Consider the following 14,852-nt stretch of genomic DNA (forward strand, 5'->3'; position numbering starts at 1 on the left):
AGCATTTCGTACGATTTGAACTCCTCCGGTGACGGCGCGGGCGACGGCCCCGCACGCCCCCGCCCCCGCGTCGGCCTGCTCGGTACCGGCCCCTGGGCCCGCCGCACCCACGCCCCCGCCCTCGCCGCGCACACCGGCTCCGAATTCGCCGGGGTCTGGGGCCGGCGCCCCGAAGCCGCGGCCGAGCTGGCCCAGGCGTACGGGGTGAAGGTGTACGAAGACCCCGACGCGCTGTTCGCCGACTGCGACGTCGCCGCCTTCGCCCTGCCGCCGGACGTCCAGGCCCCGCTCGCCGTGCGCGCGGCCGCCGCCGGCTGCCACCTGCTGCTCGACAAGCCCGTCGCCACCACGGTGGAGGACGCCCGGGCCGTCGCCGACGCCGCCGGGGCGCACGGCGTCGCCTCCGTCGTCTTCCTCACCCTCCGCTTCGCCGAGCCCACCGCGGGGTGGGTCCTCGAACAGGCCGGACGCACCGGGTGGTTCACCGCCTCCGCGCACTGGCTCGGCGCGGTCTTCCCGCCCGCCGGCGAACCCAGCGCTTACGCCGACTCGCCCTGGCGCAAGACCAAGGGCGGGCTGTGGGACGTCGGCCCGCATGCCCTGTCCGTCCTGATCCCGGTCCTGGGCGAGGTCACCGCCGTCTCCGCCACCCGGGGCCCGTCGGACCTGGTCCAACTGGCCCTGCGGCACGCCTCCGGTGCCGCCAGCACCGCCGTGCTCAGCCTGAGCGCGCCGCAGGCGGCCGCCGGAGTGGGGCTGGAACTGCGCGGGGCCGAGGGCGTCTTCGCGCTGCCGGACTGGAGCGACGTACCGGGCGCCTGCGGGCGCGCCCTGGACGCGCTGCTCGACGCCGCCCGCACGGGGGTGCCGGACCCGCGCGGGGCGGAGTTCGGGGCCCGGCTGACGTGGATCCTGGCCGAGGCGGAGCGGCAGCTGGCTACTTGATGAGGGCGTTGGCCACGATGATGGCCAGCCCGATCGCGGCGTCGGCCAGGCCGATGAGCAGCGCCGAGGCGATCCGGTAGCCGACCCGGATCGCGACGAAGGCCCCCCAGCCGAACAGCAGCGCCGTGTTCAGTCCGAGCCCGGCGGCCGTCACCCCGTACGGCTCCCAGTGCGCGACCCCCGCGAGCAGGAGCAGCAGGACGGTGGGGAGGGTGGCCGCGATCATCGGCCACTCGTTCCACAGGGCCCGGCCCAGCAACCGCCACCGGTGCGCGGCGGAGCCGGCCCGGTGGTCGGCCATGTGGTGCGCGTACCCGTGCGCCAGCGCGGCGGTGACGGCGGTGACCAGGACCCAGCTGGCGTCGTAGAAGGGGGTGTACGCCTCCCCCTGCTGCTCCAGCGCGGCCAGCAGCCCACTGGCCAGCACGGTCCCGTACACCCCTCCGAACATCCAGTCGGCCCCGCGCCGGGACGGCGCGATGGGGTAGCGGGGGCTGGTGGTGGGGCTGGGGTCGGGTTGCTGCTCCGTCACGGCGCCGGTCCTTTGGTGCGGTTTGTCTGCTTTTGCTCCTCGGGCCACCCTAGCGGGGCGGGGCGTGGGGGCGGCGTGAAGGCCGGGGCGGGGGGTGGGGGAGCGGGGTCCGGCGGGCCCGTCTCAGGGCGGGTCCGGGGGCTTCCCGTCAGTCCCATCGTCCTTCCGGTTCGTGCCGGCCCGTCAAGGGCGCTCACTTCGTTCGCGTCGCTACGCGATGTCGCTTCGCTCCACCCTTGACCGACCGACCCGCCCCGAAAAGCCGAAAGGCTGCCGGGAAGCCCCCGAAGGAACGGTCACGGCGCAGGAGGAGGGGGGTGACTCCCCCAGCGAAGAGACGAGGGACCGGGCCGCAGCCATGTCCCGCATCCGGGCCCGTGCCCTGCCCGGCCATGCCGGGGCCCGACTACCCACACCTCATGACGATCAGGACCCCGTCCGGGACCGGCGGGCGCGCCAGATCGCTACGCGCTCCTCCCGGCATGGCGTCCGACAGCCGTCTTGGGCTGATACCTGCACCACATGTTGATCAGGTCCCCATCCGGGAGCGGTGGGCGCGACAGATCACCACGGACGGCAGGAGGGGGGAGTGGGTACCTTGATCAACATAGTTGACCGATTCCTGAAGAAAGCCCCATCGTGAGCGAGTCGCGCCCCCACCTCCTGTTCTCCTTCGGCACGCTGATGGACCCGAAGGTTCAGAAGGCCCTCTTCGGCCAGGCCGTGCCCAGCCGTCCCGCGTCGCTGGCCGGGTACGCGACCAGGCCGCTGAAGATCACCGACCCGGACGTGATCGCCGCCAGCGGCCTTGACGTACACCTGATCCTGGAGCGCAAGCTCGGCAGCGTGGTCGAGGGATCCGTCCTCCACCTCACCGACCGGGAACTCGCCGCAGCCGACGCCTACGAGGTCGACGACTACACCCGCCGGCGCGTCATCCTCTCGTCCGGGGAGAGCGCCTGGGCCTACCTAGACGCGAAGCCGCTGCGCCCGGCGGCGCGGATCGTGATCGTGGGCGACAGCATCGCCTACGGCCGATGTGATCCGCAGGGCGGCTGGGCGGCCCGTCTGGCGGCTGCCCACATCGCCGAGAACGAGACGGCCCACCGGGTCTTCAACCTCGCCATACCCGGCAGCACCCTGGCCGCCGTCAGCGAGCAGACGCCCGCCCTGCTGGCCCCTCGCCTTCCCGACACCATCCTGCTCGCCGCAGGGATCAACGACTCCGCCGTACCGCTCTCCGCGCCGGACGCCGACGGACTCGTGAACCTCACGGACGGTCTCGACGCGCTCGCCGCGACGGCCCACGCGCACAACGCCCGCCTCGTCGTCCTGGGCCCCGTCTGGCTGGACGAAGAGCGCACCGGCGACTACGAGGGCCTGCGCTTCACGGAGAACAGGGCGTTGGCCCTCCGGGAATCCCTCCGGACGTGGTGCGAGGGCAACCACATCGACTTCGTCGACATGTGGGACCCGCTCCGGGGAAAGCCCGACCTGCTCATAGACGGCATACACCCCACCCCTGAAGGCCACCAGGCGCTCTACCGGCACCTGGCCGCCTGACCCGAGACCGCCGGACGCCGTACCGAGGGAAGCGCGTAGCGATCTGCTGCGCCCACCGGTCCCGGATGCTGCCCTGTTCGTCATTTGATGCGGGTATCAGCCCCGGACGGTCGCCGGACGCCAAGCCATGAGGAGCGCGTAGCGATCTGTCGCGCCCACCGGTCCCGGACGGGGCCTGATCGGCAGGTGGTGCGGGTAACCTGGCCCCCGGCCTTGCCGGGCAGCGCACGGGCCCGAATGCGGGGCATGGCCAAGGCCTGGCCCCTCGTCTCGTCGATGAGGGACCCGCCCCTCCCCTTCCTGCCCCGTGACCGTTCTTTTGGGGGGTTCCCGGCAGTCCTTGTCTTTCCGGGGCGGGCTGGTCGGTCAAGGGTCGCCGAAGGCCATCGCGAAGCGACGCGAACGAAGTGAGCGCCCTTGAGGGACCGGCACGAACCGGAAGGACGATGGGACTGACGGGAAACCCCCAAACCAGCCCTGACCCGGCCCAGGTTCAGCGGGCCGCCGTGATCCCGTCCAGGAAGGTGGCCCAGGTGGTGGGGGCCACTGTCAGCTCGGGACCGCTGGTCACTTTGGAGTCCCGGATGCGGACGGTTCCAGTACCGGCGGCAATCTCGATGCAGTTGCCTTGGTCGGCCCCACTGTGGCTGGACTTTATCCACCAGTCCTGTTCCGGGGCAGGGTGCATCTTCACGTCAGTTTCTCCATCTGTTCTCTGATGAGGTCTGCGCTGCGCCGCGCGGAAAGAGCCTCGCCCATCAGGTCCTCGAAGGCACGCTGTGCTGCCCGCACATGCTCCGGCTCATCGATGATTCCGGTAGTACGGTACGCCTCCACGCAGACCACGGTCACGTGGCTGGGGGCTGTGAGGAAGCTTGCTGAACTGTTGATCATCAAGTGTGCCTCGGCGTCGAGGGGCAGCACGCGGATGCCGATCGTGGGGTGCTCCATGTGCGTCAGCAATGCCCCGAGTTGAGCTCGCATCACATCGCGGTGCCCCAAGTGGCGATGGAGTACGGATTCGCACAACACCACGCGCACCTGCGGAGGGGCAGCGCCCCGAAGGATGTCCTGACGAGTGAGTCGGGCGCGTACGGCCTTCGTGATCTCGGTCTCGCCGATGCGAGGGTCACCTTTGCAGAGAATGGCACGCGCGTAGTCGGAGGTCTGCAACAACCCAGGTACGACGTGCTGGGACCATTCCCAGATGGCGATCGCCTCCCGCTCCAGCCTCATGCGGCGTCGATGTATCGCCGGGAAGCTCTGCGCGACGGTCTCTTCGTACAGTCGCTTGAACAAGCCGTCGGTCTGAAAGATTTGATCAAGCACCGCCGGCAGCTCCGGAGGGACCGGCCCTTCCCCTGATTCCACACGGCTGATCGTGCTCTTCGACGTGCGCGCCAGACGGGCCGCATTCGTCTGGGAGAGGCGGTGCTCCGGGTACAGCTCCCGGGCACTTTTGAGTTCCTCGGCGAATCGGCGGCGTGGATCCGGCTCCACGGGCGCTCCCTTCCCACGTTCCCATGCGGTTGGTCACGACCGGGCCCGACGCGTTCCCCCAGGTCGAGCAGGTCGGAATATGCCACTCCGACCAAGGTGCAGGTCGGTCATTCGGACGCTTTCGATCGTAGCTCCGCTGGCGTAACTCTGTTGTCACTCAACGTGATTGAGTACTCGAACGAATGGTGGGATGTCATGCATGACGCGACGGGTGCTGGTTCCGAGGACGACGTTCAATGGCTCGCCAACGTCCTCCCCCAGCTCGACCGCGCCTGGGCCGATCTGGTCACCGGCCTGGACGCCGCCCTGCAAGGCCTCGTCTTCGTGCAGCGGTTCAGTGCCACCGCGCGCGGTGCGCGGCTGGCCCGGCATCTGGCGCTCGTCCAGCTCCACGCCTGGGGGTTTCCGCACGGCGGCAGGGTCTCCGACGATGTCGGGCTCGTCATCGCCGAGCTCGCCGCCAACGCCGTGACGCACGGGCGGGTGCCCGGGCGGGACTTCGAGCTGCGGGTCAGCCGCCTCGGTGAGGTGGTGCGGGTCGAGGTGTCGGACGGGCGGAGGGACCGGCGGCCCAGCCCCGGCGGGAGCGGGTACGGGCTCCAGCTCGTCGGGGCCGTTGCCGCCGCCTGGGGGGTTTCGGACCGGCTGGTCGGGAAGACCGTCTGGGCCGAATGTGCCCTCAGGGGGTGAATGCCTCCCGGGCTGCCGTCAGGAAGTCGCGGATGGTGGTGCGTTCGGCGGGCGAGAGGGGGGTGAGGGCGCCGAGCAGGGTGTTGATCGCCGGCCCGAAGAACTCCTGCCCCAGTCGGACCGCCTCCGGCCGGACCCGGAGCAGGACGCGGCGGCGGTCTTCGGGGTCGCGGACGCGTTCCACGTGGCCCAGGCGCTCCAGGCGGTCGATCACGCCGGTGGTGCCCGCCGAGTTGAGGCCGAGCCGGGTGCGCAGGAGGCCCGGTGTGGCGGGTTCGGCGGCGCGGGCGGCGTCCAGGAGGCAGATCAGGGCCCGTACGTCAGTCGGGTGCATGCCGTTGGCAGTGGCGAACTCCGCCTGGCGCAAGCCGAATTCGACGGCCACCGCACGCAGCAGGTGCACCAGTTCGAGGTTGCCGTCCACGTCATCGCCCACGTCATCGCCCTCGTCGCGGTTCAAGCCCTCGTCCACATTGCCTCCCGCATCGACCCGGCCTAGGATCTCTCGCTGAGCGAGATTATCGCCCAGCGAGGCATTGGAGCCAGCCATGTCCCGGACGTCCTTCCGTGCCGCCTACGGCGAGGTGCTCGCCCAGTGGCCCCGGCCCGTCGAGGCCGTCGACGTGCCCACGCCGTACGGAGTGACCCGCGTCAACAGCTGCGGTCCCGTCGGGGCGCCGCCGCTCGTGCTGCTGCCCGGGGGCGGGGCCACCTCCACCGTGTGGGGTGCCTGCGTCGCCGCCGGGCCGGCCCGGAGCCGGCGGGTGCACGCCGTGGACCTGGTCGGAGAGCCCGGGCTCAGCGTCCCGGCGCCCGGGCGGGAGATGCGGACCGTCGCGGACCTCGCGGACTGGCTCGACGCGCTCCTCGACGGCCTGCGCGACCTCGGCGGCCTCGACGGGGGGCCCGTCACGCTGGCCGGGCACTCATACGGGGCCTGGGTCGCCGCCCACGCCGCAGCGCGGCGGCCCGGGCGGCTCGGCCGGCTCGTCCTGCTCGACCCGACCCAGGTCTTCGCCGGGCTGCGCCCCGGTTACGTCCTGCGCGCGCTGCCCGTGCTGCTACGGCCCACCCCGGCCCGGATCCGCTCCTTCCTGGCCTGGGAGACCGGCGGGGTGCCGCTCGACCCCGCCTGGACGCGGCTCCAGGAGGAGACGGCCGCCTTCCCCACCGTGCGGCCGGTCACCGGCCCGCGCCCGGACGCGGCCGGGCTCGGCGGGCTGCCGGTTGAGGTCCTCTTCGCGGGGCGGGCACGCTGTCACGACCCCCGCCGGGCCGCCGGCGCCGCGCGCGCCGCACTGCCGGGCGCGCGGGTCGGCGTACTGCCCGGCGTCTCCCACCACGCGCTGCCCCTGACGGCGCCCGCCGAGATCGCCCGTCTCCTGGCCCCGGCCCAGTTCCCGTACTAGGAGGCCCCGCCCGTGCGGGAAAGGGCGTCGCGGACGGCTTCCTCGGAGCGGGCGACCACGGCCGTGCCGTCCTCGGCGGTGATGATCGGGCGCTGGATCAGCTTCGGGTGGGCGGCGAGGTGGGCGATCCAGCGGGCCCGCGCCTCGTCGGTCTCCTCGCGCGGCAGGTCCCGTACGCCGGTCTCCTTCGCGAGGGCGTCGGAGGTGCGCGTGATGTCCCACGGCTCCAGCCCGAGCCGGCCGAGCACCTCCCGGATCTCGTCCTCGGACGGTACGTCCTCCAGGTAGCGGCGCACCGTGTAGTCGGCGCCCTCCGCGTCCAGCAGGGTCAGCGCGCTCCGGCACTTCGAGCAGGCGGGATTGATCCAGATCTCCATGCCGGCAAGGGTAGTCAGACTCCGCGCGGCCAGGGCTTTTGTCAGTGCCCCCCACTAAAATCGAAGGAGCACGACAGGAAGCCAACTACCGTTTGGGAGGCTGTAGATGGCCGCTGCCGCGATCATTTCGATGCCCAAGAAGAAGCCGCTGCCGGCGGGTCTGCCCCGCGAGTGGTACGAGAACCACAACCGCCGTCTGAAGGCCATGCGCCTGGCCATCTCCCTGCTCGACACGGGGACGTACGACGCCAAGCGCGCCACCAACCGCAAGATACGGACGATGGCGGTGCGCGTGGGGATCCACCGCCCGTCCAATGTCACCTGCCGGATGGTCCGCGCCTTCATCGTCGCCAACGGGGGCTGACATGCCGGCCGGCCGGCCCGTGCGCCGGCCGGCCCGGCTCACTTCTCGTCGAAGGTGATCTCCTCGACCGGGCGGGTCATCCTCATGGTCCCGTCGTCCACCTTGACGATCCGCTGGAGGCCGGTGAGCCGGTCGGCCTTCCCCTGGAGGTAGAAGCGGTCGCCGGCTCCGGCGAGGAAGGCGGGGAGGCAGGCCAGGGGCGGGCCCTCCAGGTCGAGGTCCAGGTAGTCCTTCAGCCGGCGGAACAGCTTCGGCAGGATCACCGCCCCGTTGTCGGCCGTGATCGACTCCATGTCGGTGACCTTGAAGCCGTCGGTGGTCACGTCCTGGGCCCAGACGCCCTTCCTGGGGACCGCGTCCTTCGCCGCCTTCGCGGCGACGGCCAGGGCGGTGCGCAGGTGGTCGGGGAAGCCGGTGTAGAACGTCGGATAGGCCAGGCCCTCCTTGACCAGGTGGTGGTTGGCGGTCTTCTTCAACTGGTCGACGTCGACGTCGATCCCGTACCCGTTGAACGCCGGGGGGTTCCTGCGGCCGACCAGGGCCACGCACCGGCCGTAGACGTCGGCGCCGCCGGTGAGGACGAAGCCGGGCACCGCGTCGGGGATCGTCGAGGTGATGGTCTCCTCCTCGTCGCGGTGGAAGTCGGTGAAGCCGAGCCATTTCAGCAGTTCGTCCGCGGCCCGGTGCGCCAGCGGCAGGGGCTGGTGCTGCACCCCCGACTCGTCGTCCCCGTAGTGGGTCTCCAGCGCGTCGACGCCCTCCAATCGGACGGCGGCGCGGCCGTCGGCCTTCGGCAGGATCCGGTGGACGCCGGGCACCCGCTTCCAGTCCGCCACGTCGTCCGGGGTGAAGGAGACGGTGTCACCGTCCGGCTTGAAGCCCTTCGCCCGGAAGGTCCCCCTGATGATCAGCATGGACATGCTTCCTCCCGTACCTCAGGGACGATGACGCCCCGTACGGATCTCGTGGTCCGGGGACAGCAGCAGCAGCGCGACATCGTCGCGCGGGCCGCCCCGGGTGAAGGCGGCGAGGTCCCGCCAGACGGCCGGGACCAGCCCGGCCGGGTCGTTCGCCAGCACCGGCACCCGGGCGGACAGCGGGTAGAAGTTCCCCGCCGCGTCCCGTGCCTCGGTGACCCCGTCGGTGTGCGCGAGCAGCCGGTCGCCCGGCAGCAGCGGGACCTCGGCCACCACCGCGCCGGCCGGCCCGGCCAGCCCCAGACCGAGCGGGGGCCCCGGTTCCACGGCCACTTCCGTGACCGCGAAGCCCCGTAGCAGCAGCGCCGGCGGATGCCCGCACGACACCACCCGTACGACGGGCAGCCCGGGCGGGAACTCCAGCAGCAGCGCCGTCGCGAACAGCTCCGGATGCGCGGCGGACTCCGCGGCCGCGTCCGCCGTCAGCCGCCGGTCCAGCCGCGCCGCCACCGCCGCCAGCGCCGGGTCGTCCAGGACCGCCTCGCGGAACGCGCCGAGCAGCGACGCCACCGTCCCGACGGCCGCCAGCCCGTGCCCCTGCACGTCCGCGACCACCGCCCGCACCCCGTACGGCCCGGCCCGTACGTCGACCAGGTCGCCGCCGACCAGCGTGCCCCGCTGCGCCGCCCGGTACAGCCCGGCGCAGCGCACCCGGCCGACCCGCTCCGGGACCGGCGGCAGCACCGCCAGCTGGGCGGCCTCGGCGACCGTCCGCACACTGACCAGCTGGGTGTCCCGGCGCCGCCGCACCCAGGCGATGATCACGCTGAGCAGTCCGACGGTGGCCACGGTGGCCAGGTCGCTGCCGCGGGCCTGTCCCACCCCGAGGTCGGGAATGCCCAGCAGGAGGAGCACGAGCCCGGCGAAGACGGCCGTGCCGGCGGGCCCGTACGCGAAGGCGGCCACGGCGGGCAGGGCCGCCAGGAAGTAGGCCAGCTCCGCCGTACGGGTGGTCCACTGGGTGAGGCAGAGCGCCACCATGGCCACCGCGGGCGCGATCCGGGCCCAGCGCGGCGGCGGGGCCCCCTGCAGCCGGCCCGGCTCCTCCCGTCCGCGTCTCACCCCTCCACCCTGGTACGGCGGCCCCGGCCGCGCACGCCGGGTGGCCCCGGCAGGCGCGGGCGGGGACAGTGGTCCCGTGACGGACGTGCGGAGCGCGGCGATCAGCACCCGGCTGAACTGGCTGCGGGCCGGGGTGCTCGGAGCCAACGACGGCATCATCTCCACCGCGGGCCTCGTGGTCGGCGTCGCCGGCGCCACCACCTCGCGCACCGTGATCCTCACGGCGGGCGTGGCCGGGCTGCTGGCGGGGGCGCTGTCGATGGCGGCGGGCGAGTACGTGTCGGTCAGCTCACAGCGGGACTCCGAACGGGCGGCGCTGGAGGTGGAGCGCAAGGAGCTGGCGGAGGAGCCGGAAGCGGAGCTGGACGAGCTGACGGAGCTGCTGGGCGCCCGGGGCCTGAGCCGCGAGGTGGCCCGCGAGGCCGCCGAACAGCTGACGCAACGGGACGCGCTGCGGGCGCACGCGCGGGTGGAACTGGGGATCGAGCCGGACGAGCTGGCGAACCCGTGGCACGCGGCCTTCGCGAGCCTGGTGGCCTTCACGGCGGGGGCGGTGCTGCCGCTGCTGGCGGTCGTCCTGCCGGGGGCGTCGTGGCGGGTGCCGGTGACGGTGGTGGCGGTGCTGGGGGCGCTGGCGCTGTGCGGGGTGGTCAGCGCCCGGCTGGGCGGGGCCGCTGCGTCCCGGGCGGTGCTGCGGAACGTGGTGGGCGGGGGCGTCGCGATGGGGGTGACGTACGCGGTGGGCACCTGGCTGGGCGGAGCCTGACCCTGCGGGGCCGGTGGGGCGCTCGCGGGCCGGTGCGCCGCTGCGCGGGGCGAAGTCCCCCACCCGCCCTCCGCCCGTTCCCCGGGCTGCGCCCGGACCCCCTCCTGGGGCTCCGCCCCGGACCCCGCGCCTCAAGCGCCGGCGGGGCTGGATTGGGCAGGCGGGCGGCCGGACGGCGGACAACCCCCCGCACGACACCTCCCGGCAGGGACACTGGCCGCATGCGTATCGCCCTCACCGGATCCTCCGGACTCATCGGCCAGGCCCTCGTGCGCTCCCTCCACGCCGACGGCCACCGCACCGTCCGCTTCGTGCGCCGCGCCCCCGCCGCCCCCGGTGAGGCGCGGTGGGATCCCCGGGCCGGATACGTCGACCCCGACGGGCTGCGCGGGTGCGATGCCGTCGTGCACCTCGCCGGGGCCGGCATCGGGGACCACCGCTGGACCGACGCGTACAAGCGCGAGATCCGCGACAGCCGGGTGCTCGGGACCGCCGCCGTCGCCCGGGCCATGGCCGCCCTCGACACCCCGCCGCCCGTGCTCGTGTGCGGCTCCGCCGTCGGGTACTACGGCGACACCGGGGAACGGGCCGTCGACGAGAGCGCTCCCGCCGGCACCGGGTTCCTGCCCGAGGTCTGCGCCGAGTGGGAGGCCGCCGCCGCCCCCGCCCGGGAGACCGGGATCCGGACCGTGTTCGCCCGCACCGGCCTGGTGGTCGCCGCCGGGGGCGGGGCGTGGGGGCGGATGTTCCCCGTCTTCCGGGCCGGGATCGGCGGCCGGCTCGGCAGCGGCCGCCAGTACTGGTCGTTCATCTCCCTGCACGACGAGGTCGCCGCCCTGCGGTTCCTGATCGACACCCCGGGCCTCTCCGGCCCCTTCAACCTCACCGCCCCGCAGCCCCTGACCAACCGGGAGGTCACCGCCGCGATGGGACGCGTACTGCGCCGCCCGGCCGTGTTCGCCGTCCCGGCCCCCGTCCTGCGCCTCGTGCTCGGCGAGCTGTCGCAGGACGTGCTGGGCAGTCAGCGGGCGCGCCCGGCCCGGCTGACGGAGGCCGGGTTCGAGTTCACGTACCCCGGCATCGAGGAGTCGATCAGGGCGGCGCTCAAGCCGTAGACGGCGCAGGCTCCCGATCGTGTGCGACCGTTCGTGACCCGTGTGCGACCGTCGTGCGACCGGAGTTGTACGGAATCCCCACCGCAAGTGGGGTTCTCCCGGAGTCCGTTGGGGGAAGGAGGATCCCCACACAGCCGCGCCGACCTCGGGGAGGGGCACGTGCTCAGCAGCTCACACCATGCCGCACATCACGCGGACGTCGTCATCGTAGGAGCCGGAGTCTCAGGACTCGCGGCCGCGCACCACCTGATCGCGGCCGGGGTCACCGTCAGCGTCCTGGAGACCGCGGACGACCCCGGCGGCCGCATGGCCACCGAATCGGCCGACGGGTTCCGGCTCGACCGGGTCGGCCAGCTCCTCAGCACCGCGTACACCGAACCGGCCCGCACCCCGGGCCTCACGGGGCTGGTCCTGCGCCCCTTCGCCCCCGGGGTGCTGGTGCACGGCGCCGACGGCAGGCAGCAGCGGGCCGGGGCCCTGACCCCCGCCCGCGCGCTGGCCAGCGGCTCCCTCGACCAGGCCCGCTTCAGCGCCGCGCTCGGGCGGCTCGCGGCGCTGCCCGTGGAACGCGTCCTCGCCCGGCCCGAGCGCACCGCCCTCGCCGCCCTCGGCTCCCGCGGCCTGCCGCCGCGCACCGTGGCCGGCGTCCTGCGGCCCCTGCTGTCCGCCCTGCTCCGCGACCCGGAGCTCACCACGTCCAGCCGCGTGGCCGACCTCGCGCTGCGCACCTTCGCCAGGGGCCGCCTCGCGGTGCCCGAGGGCGGCGCCGCCACCCTGCCCGGCCTGCTCGCGGCGTCCCTGCCGCCCGGCACGGTACGGACCGGGATCCGGGTGCGGTCGGTGGCGACCAACCTCGTCACCACCGAGGAGCACGGGGAGTTCGGCTGCCGTGCCGTCCTGCTCGCCACCGGCGCCCGGGCCGCCGCCCAACTGCTCCCGGGGCTGCGCGTGCCGGGCTTCCACGAGGTCACCGTCATCCACCACGCCACCCCCGCACCCCTGCCCTGGGACGGCTCGCTGCTCCTGGACGCCGACCCCAAGTGGCCGCTCGCCCACACCACCGTGATGAGCGCGGTCGACCCCACCCGGGCCCCCGCCGCCCGCGGCCTGGTCACCACCACCGTGCACGGCCCGCCGCCGCCCCTGCGGACGGTCGCCTCCCGCCTGGCCCGGCTGTACGACACCTCGACGCGGGACTGGGAGCTGCTGACCGTCCACCACACCCCGGAGGCCGTCCCGGCGATGCCCCCGCCGCACGACCGGCAGCGGCCGGTACGGGTCCTGGCCGGGCTCTACGTGTGCGGGGACCACCGCGACTCCAACACCGTCGAGGGGGCCCTGCACTCCGCCCGCCGCGCCGCCACCGCCCTGCTGCGCGACTTCGGCATCCCGCTGCCGGCCCAGCCGGAGTCCGCGCTGCCCGCGGCGGCCTGACGGCACGGCCGCCCGAGCACCGGGCCCGGTCCCCGCGCGGGGCCGGGCCCGTCCGGCCGGGCCCATCCATCCGGCCGGGCCCATCCATCCGGCCGGGCCCATCCATCCGCGCCGGGACCCGTCAGGACAGCGCCGACACCCGGTCCCGGTACGTCCGCACCGCCGAGGCGTCCCGGTACGGCTCCAGCCGCCGCTCGAAGTCCCGTACGTACTCCACCGCGCGCACCGACCGCATCTCCATCGCCTGCTGCGCCGCCTCCGCCCCCAGCGCGCACGCCTGGTCCAGCTCGCCGAGCCCCAGCCGCGCCGTGGCCAGCACCACCCGGCAGAACAGCCGCGAGCGCGCGAAGCCCGGTGCCCGCAGCTGGAGCGAGCGCTCCGCGTGCTGGGCGGAGGCCCGGTACTGCTGGAGGTCGCGGTGGCAGTGCCCGAACTCGTCCGCCAGCTGCCCTTCGTCGAACAGCCGGGCCCAGTGCGGTACGTCGTCCCCCGGCCGGGCCGCGCCCAGCGCCCGCTCGGCCCGCACCAGCGAGGCCGTCGCCGCCCGCACCTCGCCGAGGACCGCGTGCCCCCGCGCCTCCGAGGCGTGCAGCAGCGACTGCACCACCGGCGGCGGACCCGAGCCCACGCCCTGCTGCGCGACCCGGGCCAGCTGCACCGCCTCCCGGCCGTGCCCGAGGTAGACCGCCTGACGGCTCATGGTGATCAGCACGTAGGACCCGTACTGCCGGTCCCCGGCGGCCTGCGCCAGCCGCAGCGCCTGGACGAAGTACCGCTGGGCCAGGCCGTGCGCGGCGATGTCGTACGAGGTCCAGCCCGCGAGCCGGGTCAGGTCGGCGGCGGCGGCGAACAGGCGGCGGCCGGTGGTCTCGCCGTAGGTGCCGCGCAGCATCGGCTCGGCCTCGTGCTCCAGGTACCGCACCAGGGCCTGCCGGGCGTGCCCCCCGCCGTAGGTGTGGTCCAGGGTCCGGAAGAGCTCGCTCACCGACCGCAGCGCCGCGATGTCCCCGCTGGTCACCCGCTGTCCGGGCCCCCGGTCGATCTGGCGCTGCCGGGGCACCGTGGTGCGGCCCTGGGCCGGGACCCGGTGCGCGGCGGGGTCGGCGCCGCGGGCGACGCGTTCGTCGGCGCGTCCGATGAGCCAGTCCCGGCTGGGCACCACCAGCCCGGCCGGGGTGAAGGCGATCTTGCGCAGCTCGGCGTGGGAGCCGGAGTCCTTGCGCCACAGCCCGCTCGCGATGTCCACGGCCTCCTCCGGGGTGGCCGCGAACTCCAGCCCGGCGTACACGGGGGCGCACGCGTCCAGGCCCAGGTCCTGCGCCGACAGCCGCCGCCCCAGGCGCCGGGTGAAGACCTCCGCGATCAGCGCCGGGGTGGTGCCGCGGGGCTGCTGGCCGCGTAGCCAGCGGGTCACGGACGTCTTGTCGTACCGCAGGTCCAGACCGTGTTCCAGACCGAGCTGGTCGACACGCCGGGCGAGCCCGGCGTTGGAGAACCCGGCTTCCGCGATCAGTGCCGCGAGCTGCCGGTTGGGGACACGCTGGGCAGGTCGTTCGGTCATCGGCTCCACGGTTTCCGTACGTGACGGACCGGGGTCCCGGCCCTGTGAACGGCGTGAATGTAGCGGCCAACTCTCCTCGGACCGCCCTCTCTGCCCCACATTCATCCGATCGTGTGCAGAATGGGTAGGGCTCTTTACGGACCGGTCCACTCGGTCCGCGTACGCTGCGCCACATGACCCGCCGGCCCCACGAGGCACACCGCCCCGATCCGTACGCGGAATCCACCGCCCCGCTGCCCGCCCCCGAGATCACCGAGGCGGAGTGCCGCCGCTGCGGCACCTACATCGCGGGCCTGGACGGGCGCTACGCGTGCGGGGTGTGCGGCTGGGTCAACGATCACTCCGAGGGTCACCGCAGGCTGCCGAGGGCCGACGAGGATCCCGACCGGCCGCCCGCGGGCCGCGGGCGGCCCCGCCGGCTGCCGGCCCTCCGGCCGGGCGAGACGGCCGCCGGGCCCGCCGCCGGGCCCGCGGGACGGTCCGGACCGGGGGCCTGAGGGGCCGCGCGCGGGCCGCCGTACTCTTGACCGGGGTGCGATACGTGCACACGGCAGGTT

17 protein-coding genes are annotated in these 14,852 nt (G+C 73.9%); 9 read left to right on the forward strand and 8 right to left on the reverse strand.

Features of this window, described 5'->3' with window-relative positions; translation table 11 throughout:
* Positions 1–3: 3 nt before the first annotated feature.
* The gene (locus ACZ51S_RS20645) at positions 4–945 is read left to right on the forward strand and encodes a Gfo/Idh/MocA family protein (protein ID WP_468477277.1); all 942 of its coding nucleotides are present in this window, start codon (positions 4–6) and stop codon (positions 943–945) included.
* Here the strand turns inward: ACZ51S_RS20645 and ACZ51S_RS20650 are convergent.
* A complete protein-coding gene (locus tag ACZ51S_RS20650; protein ID WP_468477253.1) occupies positions 938–1,477 on the reverse strand; it encodes a hypothetical protein in 540 nt (179 codons plus the stop codon). The two genes, ACZ51S_RS20645 and ACZ51S_RS20650, sit on opposite strands and share 8 nt — an antisense overlap.
* Positions 1,478–2,116: 639 nt before the next feature.
* Between ACZ51S_RS20650 and ACZ51S_RS20655 the strand changes: the two genes are divergently transcribed.
* Positions 2,117–3,040: a GDSL-type esterase/lipase family protein gene (locus tag ACZ51S_RS20655; RefSeq protein ID WP_468477252.1), complete on the forward strand. Its 924-nt coding sequence runs from the start codon at positions 2,117–2,119 to the stop codon at positions 3,038–3,040.
* Between the two features lie 493 nt (positions 3,041–3,533).
* Here the strand turns inward: ACZ51S_RS20655 and ACZ51S_RS20660 are convergent, their stop codons facing one another.
* Positions 3,534–3,728 carry a DUF397 domain-containing protein gene (locus ACZ51S_RS20660; RefSeq protein WP_468477276.1) on the reverse strand — a complete coding sequence of 65 codons (195 nt, stop codon included), beginning with the start codon at positions 3,726–3,728 and terminating at the stop codon, positions 3,534–3,536.
* A gap of 2 nt (positions 3,729–3,730) precedes the next feature.
* Positions 3,731–4,540: a helix-turn-helix domain-containing protein gene (locus ACZ51S_RS20665; RefSeq protein WP_468477251.1), complete on the reverse strand. Its 810-nt coding sequence runs from the start codon at positions 4,538–4,540 to the stop codon at positions 3,731–3,733.
* Positions 4,541–4,735: 195 nt separating this feature from the next.
* Between ACZ51S_RS20665 and ACZ51S_RS20670 the strand changes: the two genes are divergently transcribed.
* Positions 4,736–5,230, forward strand: a complete 495-nt coding sequence (locus tag ACZ51S_RS20670) for an ATP-binding protein (protein ID WP_468477250.1) — start codon at positions 4,736–4,738, stop codon at positions 5,228–5,230.
* Here ACZ51S_RS20670 and ACZ51S_RS20675 read toward each other — a convergent pair.
* Positions 5,220–5,702 carry a MarR family winged helix-turn-helix transcriptional regulator gene (locus ACZ51S_RS20675; RefSeq protein ID WP_468961654.1) on the reverse strand — a complete coding sequence of 161 codons (483 nt, stop codon included), beginning with the start codon at positions 5,700–5,702 and terminating at the stop codon, positions 5,220–5,222. The two genes, ACZ51S_RS20670 and ACZ51S_RS20675, sit on opposite strands and share 11 nt — an antisense overlap.
* Before the next feature lie 76 nt (positions 5,703–5,778).
* Between ACZ51S_RS20675 and ACZ51S_RS20680 the strand changes: the two genes are divergently transcribed.
* The gene (locus tag ACZ51S_RS20680; RefSeq protein ID WP_468802192.1) at positions 5,779–6,639 is read left to right on the forward strand and encodes an alpha/beta hydrolase; all 861 of its coding nucleotides are present in this window, start codon (positions 5,779–5,781) and stop codon (positions 6,637–6,639) included.
* Here ACZ51S_RS20680 and ACZ51S_RS20685 read toward each other — a convergent pair.
* Complete coding sequence (locus tag ACZ51S_RS20685) at positions 6,636–7,016, reverse strand: ArsC/Spx/MgsR family protein (RefSeq protein WP_467893232.1); 381 nt, start codon at positions 7,014–7,016, stop codon at positions 6,636–6,638. The genes ACZ51S_RS20680 and ACZ51S_RS20685 overlap by 4 nt on opposite strands.
* A 106-nt stretch (positions 7,017–7,122) precedes the next feature.
* On the opposite strand from ACZ51S_RS20685, the gene ACZ51S_RS20690 reads away from it, so the two are divergent.
* On the forward strand, positions 7,123–7,380 hold the full coding sequence (locus ACZ51S_RS20690) for a hypothetical protein (protein ID WP_007263742.1): 258 nt from the start codon (positions 7,123–7,125) through the stop codon (positions 7,378–7,380).
* A gap of 38 nt (positions 7,381–7,418) precedes the next feature.
* Here ACZ51S_RS20690 and ACZ51S_RS20695 read toward each other — a convergent pair whose 3' ends face one another.
* Positions 7,419–8,300, reverse strand: a complete 882-nt coding sequence (locus ACZ51S_RS20695) for a nuclease (RefSeq protein ID WP_468477247.1) — start codon at positions 8,298–8,300, stop codon at positions 7,419–7,421.
* Between the two features lie 15 nt (positions 8,301–8,315).
* Positions 8,316–9,419 (reverse strand): PP2C family protein-serine/threonine phosphatase, encoded by a 1,104-nt coding sequence (locus ACZ51S_RS20700; protein ID WP_468477246.1) that lies wholly within the window; start codon positions 9,417–9,419, stop codon positions 8,316–8,318.
* 76 nt (positions 9,420–9,495) lie between these two features.
* Between ACZ51S_RS20700 and ACZ51S_RS20705 the strand changes: the two genes are divergently transcribed.
* From ACZ51S_RS20705 to ACZ51S_RS20715, 3 genes are all read left to right on the forward strand, one after another.
* The gene (locus tag ACZ51S_RS20705) at positions 9,496–10,185 is read left to right on the forward strand and encodes a VIT1/CCC1 transporter family protein (RefSeq protein WP_388935750.1); all 690 of its coding nucleotides are present in this window, start codon (positions 9,496–9,498) and stop codon (positions 10,183–10,185) included.
* A gap of 221 nt (positions 10,186–10,406) precedes the next feature.
* A complete protein-coding gene (locus ACZ51S_RS20710) occupies positions 10,407–11,300 on the forward strand; it encodes a TIGR01777 family oxidoreductase (RefSeq protein WP_468961656.1) in 894 nt (297 codons plus the stop codon).
* A 159-nt stretch (positions 11,301–11,459) separates the two neighbouring features.
* The gene (locus tag ACZ51S_RS20715) at positions 11,460–12,734 is read left to right on the forward strand and encodes an FAD-dependent oxidoreductase (protein ID WP_468802189.1); all 1,275 of its coding nucleotides are present in this window, start codon (positions 11,460–11,462) and stop codon (positions 12,732–12,734) included.
* 121 nt (positions 12,735–12,855) lie between these two features.
* Here ACZ51S_RS20715 and ACZ51S_RS20720 read toward each other — a convergent pair whose 3' ends face one another.
* The gene (locus ACZ51S_RS20720) at positions 12,856–14,295 is read right to left on the reverse strand and encodes a regulator (RefSeq protein WP_388935742.1); all 1,440 of its coding nucleotides are present in this window, start codon (positions 14,293–14,295) and stop codon (positions 12,856–12,858) included.
* A 173-nt stretch (positions 14,296–14,468) separates the two neighbouring features.
* Here ACZ51S_RS20720 and ACZ51S_RS20725 point away from each other — a divergent pair, with 173 nt between their 5' ends.
* Complete coding sequence (locus ACZ51S_RS20725) at positions 14,469–14,792, forward strand: hypothetical protein (protein ID WP_468477243.1); 324 nt, start codon at positions 14,469–14,471, stop codon at positions 14,790–14,792.
* Positions 14,793–14,852 lie beyond the last annotated feature (60 nt).

Source organism: Streptomyces sp. NPDC034043, from assembly GCF_055575675.1.

Coding starts and splice junctions, on each gene's coding strand:
- ACZ51S_RS20660 (WP_468477276.1), bottom strand. CDS start 3,728: ATGCACCCTGCCCCGGAACAGGACTGGTGGATAAAGTCCAGCCACAGT.
- ACZ51S_RS20670 (WP_468477250.1), top strand. CDS start 4,736: ATGCATGACGCGACGGGTGCTGGTTCCGAGGACGACGTTCAATGGCTC.
- ACZ51S_RS20680 (WP_468802192.1), top strand. CDS start 5,779: ATGTCCCGGACGTCCTTCCGTGCCGCCTACGGCGAGGTGCTCGCCCAG.
- ACZ51S_RS20685 (WP_467893232.1), bottom strand. CDS start 7,016: ATGGAGATCTGGATCAATCCCGCCTGCTCGAAGTGCCGGAGCGCGCTG.
- ACZ51S_RS20690 (WP_007263742.1), top strand. CDS start 7,123: ATGGCCGCTGCCGCGATCATTTCGATGCCCAAGAAGAAGCCGCTGCCG.
- ACZ51S_RS20695 (WP_468477247.1), bottom strand. CDS start 8,300: ATGTCCATGCTGATCATCAGGGGGACCTTCCGGGCGAAGGGCTTCAAG.
- ACZ51S_RS20710 (WP_468961656.1), top strand. CDS start 10,407: ATGCGTATCGCCCTCACCGGATCCTCCGGACTCATCGGCCAGGCCCTC.
- ACZ51S_RS20720 (WP_388935742.1), bottom strand. CDS start 14,295: ATGACCGAACGACCTGCCCAGCGTGTCCCCAACCGGCAGCTCGCGGCA.
- ACZ51S_RS20725 (WP_468477243.1), top strand. CDS start 14,469: ATGACCCGCCGGCCCCACGAGGCACACCGCCCCGATCCGTACGCGGAA.